This is a genomic window from Paraburkholderia metrosideri (assembly GCF_904848625.1).
Lineage (GTDB): Bacteria > Pseudomonadota > Gammaproteobacteria > Burkholderiales > Burkholderiaceae > Paraburkholderia > Paraburkholderia metrosideri.
Genome location: NZ_CAJHCP010000014.1, coordinates 1 through 12,425, shown reverse-complemented (window position 1 = coordinate 12,425; position 12,425 = coordinate 1). Strand labels below are relative to the sequence as shown.

At 60.2% G+C, this 12,425-nt stretch carries 9 protein-coding genes; 3 read left to right on the top strand and 6 right to left on the bottom strand.

Translation table 11 applies throughout. From position 1 onward, the window contains the following. Positions 1 to 24 precede the first annotated feature (24 nt). The 6 genes from LMG28727_RS27175 to LMG28727_RS27150 form a co-directional block, all read right to left on the bottom strand. Complete coding sequence (locus LMG28727_RS27175; protein ID WP_201645431.1) at positions 25 to 495, bottom strand: hypothetical protein; 471 nt, start codon at positions 493 to 495, stop codon at positions 25 to 27. A gap of 392 nt (positions 496 to 887) precedes the next feature. After that, positions 888 to 1,220 (bottom strand): cytochrome o ubiquinol oxidase subunit IV, encoded by a 333-nt coding sequence (gene cyoD / locus LMG28727_RS27170; RefSeq protein ID WP_201645430.1) that lies wholly within the window; start codon positions 1,218 to 1,220, stop codon positions 888 to 890. Next, on the bottom strand, positions 1,221 to 1,838 hold the full coding sequence (cyoC, locus tag LMG28727_RS27165; RefSeq protein WP_201645429.1) for a cytochrome o ubiquinol oxidase subunit III: 618 nt from the start codon (positions 1,836 to 1,838) through the stop codon (positions 1,221 to 1,223). Then, positions 1,838 to 3,823, bottom strand: a complete 1,986-nt coding sequence (cyoB, locus tag LMG28727_RS27160) for a cytochrome o ubiquinol oxidase subunit I (protein ID WP_201645428.1) — start codon at positions 3,821 to 3,823, stop codon at positions 1,838 to 1,840. Before cyoB ends, cyoC begins: the two co-directional genes overlap by 1 nt. 3 nt (positions 3,824 to 3,826) lie before the next feature. After that, complete coding sequence (cyoA, locus tag LMG28727_RS27155; RefSeq protein ID WP_201645427.1) at positions 3,827 to 4,726, bottom strand: ubiquinol oxidase subunit II; 900 nt, start codon at positions 4,724 to 4,726, stop codon at positions 3,827 to 3,829. A 372-nt stretch (positions 4,727 to 5,098) separates the two neighbouring features. Then, positions 5,099 to 6,649 carry a complex I subunit 4 family protein gene (locus LMG28727_RS27150; RefSeq protein ID WP_201645426.1) on the bottom strand — a complete coding sequence of 517 codons (1,551 nt, stop codon included), beginning with the start codon at positions 6,647 to 6,649 and terminating at the stop codon, positions 5,099 to 5,101. Between the two features lie 684 nt (positions 6,650 to 7,333). On the opposite strand from LMG28727_RS27150, the gene LMG28727_RS27145 reads away from it, so the two are divergent. The 3 genes from LMG28727_RS27145 to LMG28727_RS27135 all read left to right on the top strand — a co-directional run bounded on the left by LMG28727_RS27145 (position 7,334) and on the right by LMG28727_RS27135 (position 12,144). Then, positions 7,334 to 8,071, top strand: coding sequence for an ABC transporter ATP-binding protein (locus tag LMG28727_RS27145; protein WP_201645425.1), 738 nt, complete (start codon positions 7,334 to 7,336; stop codon positions 8,069 to 8,071). Next, positions 8,061 to 10,631: an FtsX-like permease family protein gene (locus LMG28727_RS27140; RefSeq protein WP_201645424.1), complete on the top strand. Its 2,571-nt coding sequence runs from the start codon at positions 8,061 to 8,063 to the stop codon at positions 10,629 to 10,631. Before LMG28727_RS27145 ends, LMG28727_RS27140 begins: the two co-directional genes overlap by 11 nt. Positions 10,632 to 10,962: 331 nt before the next feature. Further along, positions 10,963 to 12,144: a lipocalin-like domain-containing protein gene (locus LMG28727_RS27135; protein WP_201645423.1), complete on the top strand. Its 1,182-nt coding sequence runs from the start codon at positions 10,963 to 10,965 to the stop codon at positions 12,142 to 12,144. The last annotated feature ends 281 nt before the right edge of the window (positions 12,145 to 12,425 follow it).

The window sequence follows — 12,425 nt, the reverse complement described above, 5'->3', positions numbered from 1 at the left end:
GGCACAACTGCGTCCAGTCCAGGTTCACATGGGACGCCGGCCGTCATAAGTAACAAGGCGCAACGCTAGCTTGACGTCCTCTTGCGTGATGGTGCTCGATCCATCACGCAAAAACCTTAGGGCTGCAAGATCGAGGATTCGCTTTAGCACGGCATCCGTCTCCGAAAGGAAATGATCCTGCAACGCGTGTGCGGTAAGTTCAGCGGTGTGGCGGGATACCGCAAAGCCATCGCCCGCCATCGCTCTTAGCTTCGTACGGACATACGAAGCTAGCCAGTTGTCGGGTTCGTCGACGCATCCCACCATGCAACGTCGGCAATGGAAGCCACGTACTGCCCCCTTTATCTCTCTATCTTCTGTGGATTGGGCAATCGCGTGTTTGACGGTGCATCGCCCTTCATGTGGCCCATGCGCAAGCATCTCAAAAATGCATTCACAGTCATCACACACGAGATTCTCGCCGCGCTGGCATCGAGGCGTTTCATCAAACGTCATCTGAACTCTCCTGATTAACGAGGTTAGCGATCGCCTCGTTCCGGAGGACGTTCGCCAACCCAGTATTTCCCCAAAATTGCAAAGTCAAGCCTGCGCCGGAGAACGTAATCAGGGTGCATGGAGAATATAATTTCTAGGAGTTCGATTGATCTCGACGCTAGGAGATATGCTCGAATCTCGTGTTTGGGGGAGCTGAGGCGGGAGATTGAAGGCGGTGGAGGTTTCAGCTGAGAATCTGATTGTCGAAGTCGGAAACCAGCAAACAACAAACCATCCCCCTTGAAATGCTCGACGAAAATAAGTGCAAATAAACCGAGCCGATAAATGGCAGAAGCCCCGCAAGAACTTTCATCCTTGCGGGGCTTCTCTTTTCGGGCTACAGCGCTACCCGCTTACCGCGACATCATATTCATGCTGACGTTATGCAACACCCACAACGTGCCGCCGATCACGATCACCGCGGTGAGTGCGGTGAAGACAAAGGCCGTCACGTTCCAGCGTTGCTCCGACGACGTGTTCATGTGCAGGAAGAACACCAGGTGCACGACGATCTGCACGAGCGCGAGGCCCGAGATCGCGTACAACGCTTCCTGGCCGGTCAACGTGCCCGTCAGAACGAGAGCAAATGCCGCGACAGTCAGAATGACCGACAGCACGAAGCCTGTCATATAGCTGCCGAAGCTGCCGTGGCTTCCACCTGAGTGTGCGTTATGGCTATGGTCCATTTAGATCACGCTCGCAAGATAGACAAAGGTGAAGACGCCGATCCACACGACGTCCAGAAAGTGCCAGAAAAGGCTCAGGCACGTCAGACGGATCATGTCGCGTTCGGTCAGGTCTTTGTGACGCAGCACCTGGATAGCCAGCACCACCATCCAGATCAGGCCGAACGTCACGTGCAGACCGTGCGTGCCGACCAGCGTGAAGAACGACGACAGGAACGCGCTACGGCTCGGACCTGCGCCTTCGGCGATCAGGTGCGAGAACTCTCGCAGTTCCAGCACGAGGAACGACAGACCCAGCAGGAACGTCACGCCGAGCCAGAAGAGCAATGCGCCCTTGCGGTTCTTGTATGCGCCCAGCATCGCAAAACCGTACGTGATACTGGAGAGCAGCAGCATCGTGGTTTCGAGCGCGACGCCCGGAATCTCGAACAGATCCTTACCGGTCGGACCACCAGCGAACTGGTGGCTCATCACCGCGAACACTGCGAACAGCGACGCGAAGATGATGCAGTCGGTCATCAGGTACAGCCAGAAGCCGAATACCGAATGCGACGGCGGGTGATCGGCGTGATGCGCGTCGTGGTGATGCGCGTCGGCCGTAATCGTAGTGTTTGACATCAATCCACCTCCAACGCGACCTGCGCACCAGCGCCGGAGCGTTTCTCTTCAATCGCCGCGACCGTAGCGGCCGGAATGTAAAAGCCTTCGTTCTTCTGGAAGCTGTAGACGATCACCGTTCCGATCGCACCGACCAGACCGACGATGGCGAGCCACCAGATGTGCCAGACAGCGGCAAAACCCAGCACCAGCGAGAACACTGCAGCAACCACACCTGCCGACGTGTTCGACGGCATGTGAATGTCGCTAAACACCGGCTTCGGCTGGTTCTTGCGCGACTTCATTTCAGAGAAGGCGTCGAGTTCACGCACTTCCGGAATGATCGCGAAGTTGTACGACGCCGGCGGCGAGCTCGTTGCCCATTCCAGCGTGTGACCATCCCACGGATCGCCCGAGAAATCGCGGTTTTCCGGCTTGTTGCGGTCACGCAGGCTAACCACGATCTGGATCACCTGGCAGGCGATACCGATTGCGATCAGCACCGCACCGACCCATGCGAGTTGCAGCCACGGGTGCCATGCAGGGTTGTCATAGTGATTCAGACGACGCGTCATGCCCATGAAGCCCAGCACGTACAGCGGCGTGAACGCAACCCAGAAGCCGATCTGCCAGAACCAGAACGATGCCTTGCCCCACTTCTCGCTCAGCTTGAAGCCGAATGCCTTCGGGAACCAGTAGTTGAAACCGGCCAGGTAGCCGAACAGCACGCCACCAATAATCACGTTGTGGAAGTGAGCGATCAGGAACAGGCTGTTGTGCAGCACGAAGTCCGCGCCCGGAATCGCCATCATCACGCCGGTCATACCGCCGATCGTGAACGTGACCATGAAGCCCAGCGTCCACAGAACCGGCGTCGTGAACTTCAGACGGCCCTTGTAAATCGTGAACAGCCAGTTGAACACCTTCACGCCGGTCGGGATCGCAATCACCATCGTTGCAATACCGAAGAACGAGTTCACGTCAGCGCCCGAACCCATCGTGAAGAAGTGATGCAGCCACACGAGGAACGACAGCACCATGATCGCGCAGGTTGCCCACACCATCGTCTTGTAGCCGAACAGCGGCTTCTTGGCGTAGGTTGCGACGACTTCCGAGAAAATACCGAACGCCGGCAGGATCAGGATGTACACCTCAGGGTGACCCCATGCCCAGATCAGGTTCAGGTACAGCATGGCGTTGCCGCCAGCATCGTTCGTGAAGAAGTGCATGCCGAGGTAACGGTCGAGACCGAGCAGCGCGAGCGTGACGGTCAGGATCGGGAACGCAGCCATGATCAGCACGTTCGTGCACAGCGCGGTCCACGTGAACACCGGCAACTTCATGAACGTCATGCCCGGAGCGCGCATCTTCACGATCGTCACGAAGAAGTTCACGCCGGTCAACAACGTACCGATACCGGAGAGCTGCAAGCTCCACAGGTAGTAGTCGACACCGACACCTGGACTGAACTGCAATTCGGACAGCGGCGGATAAGCGAGCCAGCCCGTTTGCGCGAATTCACCGATCACCAGCGAGATGTTGATCAGGATTGCGCTGATCGCGGTCATCCAGAAGCTCAGCGAGTTCAGGAATGGGAACGCAACGTCGCGAGCACCGATCTGCAACGGCACGATGATGTTCATCAGGCCGACCATGAACGCCATCGCCATGAAGAAAATCATGATGACGCCGTGCGCGGTAAAGATCTGGTCGTAATGGTGCGGTGGCAGGACGCCAGGCGAGTTATACGACAGAGCAAGCTGGGTACGCATCATGATGGCGTCCGCGAAGCCGCGGAACAGCATGATGAGCGCAACGACGATGTACATCACGCCGAGCTTCTTGTGGTCGACCGACGTGAGCCATTCGGTCCACAGGTAGCGCCACTTGCCGAAATAGGTGATCAGACCCAGTACCAGCGCACCGCCAAAGGCGATGCCCGCGGCCGTCACCATGATGATCGGCTCGTGGTACGGAATCGAGTCTAGTGAGAGTTTTCCGAACATGCGTTACCCCTTAACCTTGGGCGCGCAGTTGGCGTCCTTCATGTTGTCCATGACGTTACCGTTGTTGTAGCGGGCAATGATGTTGTGGAAGAGCTTCGGATCGACCGCGGAAAAGTAGCGCACCGGATCCTTCTCGCTCGGCTCCGCCACGTTGTGGTAGCGGTCCATGCTGAGGTTATCCGACGATGCGCGCACTTGCGCGACCCATGCGTTGAACTCTTCCGGCGACTTCGCGAGCGTGCGGAACTTCATGTCCGAGAAGCCCTTGCCGCTGAAGTTGGCCGACGTGCCTGCGTAATCGCCCGCTTCGTCAGCGATCAGGTGCAGACGCGTCTGCATGCCTGCCATCGCGTAGATCTGGCCGCCGAGTTGCGGGATGAAGAACGAGTTCATCACCGAATCCGACGTGATCGTGAAGTTCACCGGCGTGCCGACCGGAATCGCCAACTGGTTCACCGACGCGATACCGAGGTCCGGGTAAATGAACAGCCACTTCCAGTCGAGCGCGACGACTTCGACGTTGATCGGCTTGACCTGCGACTCGAGCGGCTTGTACGGATCCAGCTCGTGCGTGGTTTTCCACGTGAGTACAGCGAGGAACAGAATGATCAGCGTCGGAATCGTCCAGATGGCGATTTCGATACCGGTCGAGTGAACCCAACCCGGACGGTATTCAGCGTTTTTGTTCGACGCGCGATAACGCCATGCGAACAGCAGCGTGAGCGCGATTACCGGAACGACCACAATCAGCATGGCCCAGGTGGACGTGGCAATCAGATCACGTTCCGCCAGACCCACACTGCCCTTCGGATTCAAAATATCGAGGTTGCTGCAACCCGAAAGCAACAACGCAAGGCCGGCAGAAAGGAAACTTACCGACCCACGCAGAGTCTTTCCTTTCATATCGATTGCCTCTTTTTTACGACTGTTACGAACGTCATTCGACCGCTCTCCATTAGTAAGCGCTCGCATAATAGGGGCGCGACGAGTGGTAATAAACCCTCGAATTTGCAACGATCTATTGCGCCGCAGCGCATTGCGACACGTTGCCGCACACCCCGAGTGCAAGCGGTAGGTTTGCAATGCCTCATTCAGAAGCATCGAAAACTTGGCGCATCGCAAAACCCCCTTGAATACACGCTAAAAACGCGACACGACCTGAAAGGTGGCATCGCGCGGCATGTATTTGAAAGAGACTCTGTCGATGCGACAAAGCGCGCCGGCAACGTTGCATCCGCGCACACGGATGTTGCAATTGCGACGCGCCTCGTTCTATCAACCCGGCGTGCGAACCGCAGTAGCGACGACCGGTGCCGGTGCCGCTGCCTGCAGATGCTCGCCACCGTCCGCCGGTGCATCTTCCGGATGAGCCGAACGCTCCGACTGGGCCAGCAGCGTGCCGACCGACGGGTCGATTGCATCGGTGAACGGTTTCGGGTTGAGACCAATGGCGAGCACCAGCAGCGCCATCACGCCGAGCAGCGCGAATTCGCGGCGGCCGACGTCCTTGAGTTTGGCGACGCGCGCATTCGCGATCGCGCCGAAGATCACGCGCTTGTACATCCACAGCGTGTAGGCGGCGCTCAGAATCAGCGTGGAGGCGGCCATTGCGCCGATCCAGAAGTTGAAGCGGATCGCGCCCATCAGCACCATGAACTCGCCGACGAAACCCGACGTGCCCGGCAGGCCGATGTTGGCCATCGAGAACAGCATCACGAAGGCGGCGAAACGCGGCATGGTGTTGGCGACGCCGCCGTATTCGTTGATCGCGGCGGACTTGGTGCGGTCGTAGAGCATGCCCGTGCACAGCAGCATTGCGCCCGACACGACGCCGTACGACAGCATCTGCACGATCGCGCCGGCCTGGCCGATGCGGTTGAACACGAACAGGCCCAGCGTGACGAGGCCCATGTGCGAAATCGTCGAATACGCGAGCAGACGACGCATGTCGGTTTGCACGAGCGCGAGCAGGCTCGAGTAGATCACGGCGATCAGAGACAGCGTGATCATCATCGGCGCGAAGAAGTGGCTGGCCTGCGGAGCGATCGGCAGCGCGAAACGCAGCAGACCATAACCGCCGAGCTTCAGCATACCGATCATCACGGCCGCGCCGGTCGGACCGTCGAGGTGGACGTCCGGCAGCCACGTGTGCAGCGGCCACATCGGCACCTTCACGCCAAAGGCAGCGAGGAAGCCGAGGAAGATCAGGATTTGCGGAATCGTACCGAGGTGCGTCTCACGCCACGTGGCGAGGTCGAAGCTGTGCGTCTGGCTGTACAGGTACAGCATCGACATCAGCATCATCAGCGAGCCGAGGAACGACACGAAGAAGAACTTCACGGCGGCGTACGAGCGGTTCTTGTTGCCCCACGTGCCGATCAGCAGGTACAGCGGAATCAGCGTCGCTTCGAACGCGATGAAGAACATCATGCCGTCGAGCGACGTGAACACGCCCTGCATGAAGCCCGACAACATCAGGAACGCGCCGTAGTACTGCGCGGTGCGCTGGGTGATCGATTCCCACGAAGCGACCACGATGATGATCGTGGTCAGTGCCGTCAGCGCGACAAGCCACAGCGAAATGCCGTCTACCCCCAGATGCCACGCAATGTCGAACGTGGGCGACCAGCGCATGTTCTCGACGAACTGCATCGACGTGACGTCGTTGCGGAAATTCGCGACCAGCGGGATCACCGGCAGGAACCCCGCCACCGCGCCGATCAGCGCGATCCAGCGGGTGCGACCACGTGCCGCGTCAGATCCGGCACGCAAAACCACGAGTCCGGCGACAATGGGGATCCAGATGAGTAGGCTAAGAAGATGCATGTGCGCTATGGAAAACTTGAGTACAAAACGCCACCTCAATGCCTTCGGGCCCGAAAGCATTGAAATGGATATGTAAGTTGGATTTCACTGAAATTGACGTGTAAGCAGTGATGGCCCGTACACGTTTACCCGCAGCCGAATAACCAAGGGTGGGAGATTACCAAGATACGGATACTTTTGCAGCGCAACAGCGCAGGGACGGCGCCCTCAATACATTGTTGCCACACGTGCCATTGCAGAAGTTCAAAAAATGTGCGCCTGCACAAATCCGTTTCAGCCCACTATGCGCGGCGAATTTTATAAACAGAAGAAAACAATTTGACCGCTACTTAGCGTCTCTTGCAAAAATTGCCGGAGGCGCTTTTTGAACGGGAATAGTTCATGCTGAGGGACGACACCCGGTGAACGTCGATTTCCGCCCTCTCCACAAAATTTCGAGCGTTTCCAGGCAAAAAATATTTTTGGCCTGGCACTCTAAATTGATTACTTTCATCTGGCTTAAAGGCGTAGTTTCGCCTCGGTGACCAAGACCGCCTCATCTGCGCCAATCATCCTTAGTTTTCTTTCTAATTCATTACGAAAATGCGTGCGCCCGGGCCCCTTGCGAGCGAAATTTCGTCCAGCAAGGCACACTGGCTTCGCCACGCCGGACCTCTGCCGACGGCTACCTTTTTCGGACATCACATGACGCTTCGTGACGGAGTTGTCGTTCCCGCACTCGAATGCCGCGGACTCAGCAAGCAATACGGCCATGGCCGTAACGTGCTCGCGCGCCTCGATTTCACGCTGCGGCCCGGAGAGTTCGTCGCGATCATGGGCGATTCCGGGGTCGGCAAATCGACGCTGCTCAACCTGATCGCCGGGCTCGACAACGCCGATAGCGGCGATGTGATCATCGATGGAAACCCCGTTGCACAGCTGGACGACAATGCCGCTACGCGGTTGCGTCGGCAGAAACTGGGGTTCGTGTTTCAGGCGTTTCATGTGCTGCCCCATCTGACACTCGCGCAGAATGTGGCACTGCCGCTGCTGCTCAACGATTTACCGGTGGATGGCGCTCTCGATATGCTCGCAGCGGTCGGTTTGAGCGGTCGCGGCGACGATTTCCCACGGCAACTGTCGGGCGGCGAAATGCAGCGCGTCGCGATTGCGCGCGCGCTTGTGCATCGCCCGAAACTGATTCTCGCCGACGAACCCACCGGCAATCTCGATCCCGATACCGCGCACGACGTGCTCAGCCTGTTCCGCGCGCAAAGCAAGGCGACCGGCGCGGCCACGATCATGGTCACGCACTCGGAGGCCGCCGCGGCGGTGGCGGACCGCGTGCTGATTCTGAGCGACGGCGGGCTGCACGTCTCTTCCGTCGGGCCAGCCCGCTCCAGTCAGCGCTCCTCCACCCCGTCCGCCGATAATGTCCGCTGACGCCCGCCCGTTGCCGCGCGTGCGAGGACATCGGGTTCTCTCGCGCTGGCTGCTGGGCGCCGAGTGGCGCAGCCATCGCGGACGCGCACTGGTCGCCATCGCAACGATCGCGCTCGGCGTCGCGCTCGGCTACGCAGTGCAATTGATCAACAGTGCCGCGTTTAACGAGTTCTCTGCCGCGGCCCGCAGTCTTTCCGGCGACGCCGATCTCCAGGTGCGCGGCGCACAGCCTTTAGCCGATGAGTCGATTTATCCGCTTCTGTCGAGCGACGCGGCCGTGGCGCTGACGAGCCCCGTGCTGGCGTTCGACGCCACCGTGCCGGGTCGCGGCTCCGCGCTGCCCGTGCTTGGCGTCGACGTCTTCAAAGCGAGCCTCATCACGCCCGATCTGACCGGCGTGCCATCCTCTGAGCGGCCGTTCGACACGCTCGCGTCCGACACGGTGTTTCTGTCGAGCGCCGCGCAGCAATGGCTGAACGTAAAAACCGGCGACGACCTCGCGCTGCAAAGCGGCACGTCGATTGTCCATTTTCGCGTCGCCGGTGGCCTCGTGAGGACGCGTCCAGGTCAGCGGCTCGCCGTGATGGACATTGCGGCCGCCCAATGGAAGTTCGGTAGGCTCGGCAAGCTGTCACGCGTCGATGTGCTGCTCAAGCGCGGCGTCGACCGGGGGCGGTTCAAGCGTGATCTGCAGAACCGGCTCGGCAATCAGTGGGTGGTGTCGGAAACGCATGACGCGGAAAGCCGTACCGACCGCCTGTCGCGCGCGTACCGGATCAACATGAACGTGCTTGCGCTTGTAGCGTTGTTCACCGGTGCATTTCTTGTCTTTTCGACCCAGGCACTCAGCGTCGTGCGACGCCGCGCGCAATTTGCCATGCTGCGCGTCCTTGGATTGACGCGCGCACGGCTGCTGCGTCAGATTCTGATAGAAGGCGCGCTGCTGGGTCTGTTGGGTTCGCTGTCCGGACTCGTGCTGGGTTATGCGATGGCCAGCGGCGCGCTGCACTTTTTCGGCAGCGATCTGGGCGGCGGATACTTTCCTGGCGTTCAGCCGCAGGTGGGGTTCGAACCGCTGGCGAGCGCGGTGTTTCTGGTGCTGGGCATCGCGGTATCGGTAGTGGGCAGTCTGGCGCCTGCGCTGGAAGCGGCGCGCGCGAAGCCGGCCGCGGCGCTCAAAGCCGGCGCCGAAGAAGGCGCGCTCGCGAGGCTCGCCACGCCATGGCCCGCGTTGATCTGCCTGCTGGCCGCCGCCCTGCTCACGCAAGTGCCGCCCTGGTTCGATGCGCCCATTGGCGGTTATCTTGCGGTCGCGTTGCTGCTGGTCGGTGGAATTGCGCTGATGCCGCGCGTGACCGCATGGGTATTCGGCGCGGCAAGCCATGCGTTCGGCGCACGACGCCGCGTGAGCGCCACCGGCACGCTTGCGCTGGCGCGGCTCGCGAATGCACCTGGCCATGCGTCGATTGCGATGGGCGGCGTGTTGTCGAGCTTTGCGCTGATCGTCGCGATGGCGATCATGGTGGCCAGCTTCCGCGTCTCCGTTGAAGACTGGCTGACGCATCTGCTGTCCGCCGATCTCTACGTACGGGTCGCGCCGAACGGCGATACCGGCGGTTTGCGACCCGACGAGCAGGCGCTCCTCGCGGGCGTGCCCGGCATCAGGAGCGCCGCGTTTGCACGCACGTCGCATCTCACGCTCGATCCGGCGCGGCCGGACATCGCCGTGCTGGCGCATGAAATCAATGCCGACGATCCTGGCGCGAACCTGCAGATGACGGGCACCGTGTTGCCGTCCTCCCAATTTCAGCGGGACGAAATACCTGTTTGGGTATCCGAAGCGATGGTCGATCTGTATGGATATCGACTCGGTCAGCGTGTGAAATTGCCGCTAGGAAAGGGATCGCATGGGTTCGTCGTCGCTGGCGTCTGGCGGGACTATGTGCGGCAGAGCGGCGCGATTCAGATACGGCTCGCCGATTACCGGCGTCTCACCGGCGATGCAAACGCGACCGATGTGGCCGTTACCGTTCAACCGGGCGCACGGGTCGAACAGGTGATTGCGGGGTTGCGGGCATTGCCGTTTGGCGCATCGCTGGATATGTCGCAACCGGGCGAGATCCGCGCGCGAACGCTGGTGATATTCGACAGGAGTTTTGCGGTGACCTATCTGCTCGAGGCGGTCGCCATCGTGATCGGATTGTTTGGCGTGGCCGCGACTTTTTCGGCGCAGACGCTTGCTCGAGCACGTGAGTTTGGCATGCTGAGGCATGTCGGCGTGACGCGCGCGCAGGTTCTGTCGATTCTCGCGCTCGAAGGAGGCATGCTGACAGCCTGTGGAATCGCGATGGGTTTCGTGCTGGGATTCGCGGTGAGCCTGATTCTGGTGTTTGTCGTTAATCCGCAGTCGTTTCACTGGAGCATGTCGCTGCACGTGCCATGGAGGGTGCTGGGCACGGTTGCGGTGGTGATGCTGGCTTCGTCCTGCTCGACGGCGGTGGTGGCGGGACGCGGTGCGGTGTCGGTGGATGCGGTGCGGGCAGTGAAGGAGGATTGGTGAGGTCGGTGGGGGTTTGTTTGGGATCGCTGGGATAAGCTGACCTGAGGACGCGATGTTTGAGACGATTGTGAGAAGTGGCGACGGGGTTTTGAGGTTGATGCGGGGGTGGGTGAGGTTGTTGTGGCGGGTGAGGTTGTTGTGGCGGGTGGGGTCGCTGTGGCGGGTGGGGTCGCTGTGGTGGGTGAGGTCGCTGCGGTGGTTGGGGTCGCTGCGGTGGTTGGGGTCGCTGCGGTGGTTGGGGTCGCTGCGGTGGTTGGGGTCGCTGCGGTGGTTGCGGTCGCTGCGGTGGTTGAGGTCGCTGCGGTGGTTGCGGTCGAGCATTCAGTCGACGATGTCATCGTTCTTCTCGCGGCTATCTCCGTCGGCATCAACACGAGAGTCACCAACTGCATGCCCCCAGGCAACGGTTCGATGGAAACTGCACCGCCTGCTTTGGATCGTTATCCTGAGCACGTCGTCCGCGTTCGCAAAGCCGCCCGAATTTGCTGTTGTCACACCCGATCGACCGATCTCATTCCTACAAGACACCGGTGCTCACACCAATTTCCGCACTGAGTGGTGGTACGCGACGGGTTGGCTCACGACGCCGGACCATCAGCCGCTCGGCTTCCAGATCACATTTTTCCGAACTGCCACGGGTCACGATACTGCCGATCCGGGCGCATTCGCACCGTCGCAATTGATCATTGCGCACGCGGCATTAAGCGATCCCGCGTTAGGGCATCTTGCCCACGACCAGCGCATTGCCCGTCAAGGTTTCGGGATCGCTTATGCCAAAGACGCCACCACCGACGTCAAACTCGATTCCTGGAAAATCATTCGAGCGTCGGACGGCCATTACGACGTCACGGCCGACGCCAATGGCTTCTCGTTGCATCTGGCGCTAACGCCGACACAAGCGCCGCTGATTCAAGGCGATCGCGGATATTCGCAAAAAGGCCCACGGCCGGAACAGGCAAGTTATTACTACAGCGAACCGCAATTACGCGTGACTGGCAACGTGGTACGCCCAGGCGCCACGGGAACTTCATCGCACGGCGAGACTGCGGTGACTGGGATAGCGTGGCTTGATCACGAGTGGTCGAGTACCTTGCTCGACGCCAATGCAGTGGGCTGGGATTGGCTAGGCGCGAATCTCACTGACGGTTCCTCGCTGATGGCGTTCAGGATCCGCACCCGGGATGGGCGGGCGATGTGGGCGCACGCAGCGCTACGCAATCGCCAGGGCCGGGTAACGGCTTTCACGCCGGATGAAGTCGACTTCACACCGGTTCGCACCTGGCGCTCACCGCGGACGAACACCACGTACCCTGTCTCGATGACGCTCAGGGCGGGTTCGCAGACGTGGCATCTCACGCCGCTGATGGACGATCAGGAACTGGATTCGCGGCAATCGACCGGCGCGGTGTACTGGGAAGGTGCGGTGCGGGTGGATCGCGATGGCACGGACGTCGGTCAGGGCTATCTGGAACTCACGGGATACGCGGATGCGCTGCGACTGGGGACGCGCTGAACCCGTTGGCCGTCATTTCGTGAGGGGGTTGTTGCGGAGGCCAGGGGCGCCGGTCAGCGCTGGGGGTGACCGGCCACCTTCGCGGTTGTTGCTGATGCCGATCGGGGTGAGTCAGTCGGGAGGGTCCGTGACGCCTGAGTTTCCTGCTGCCTGGCAGGGGGAAACGAGATGCCAGAAACGCAAAAACCCCACCTTGTTGGGGTGGGGTTTCTGGACATGCTGGGGAGCCTGACGATTACCTACTTTCACACGGGCAATCCGCACTATCATCGGCGTGGAGT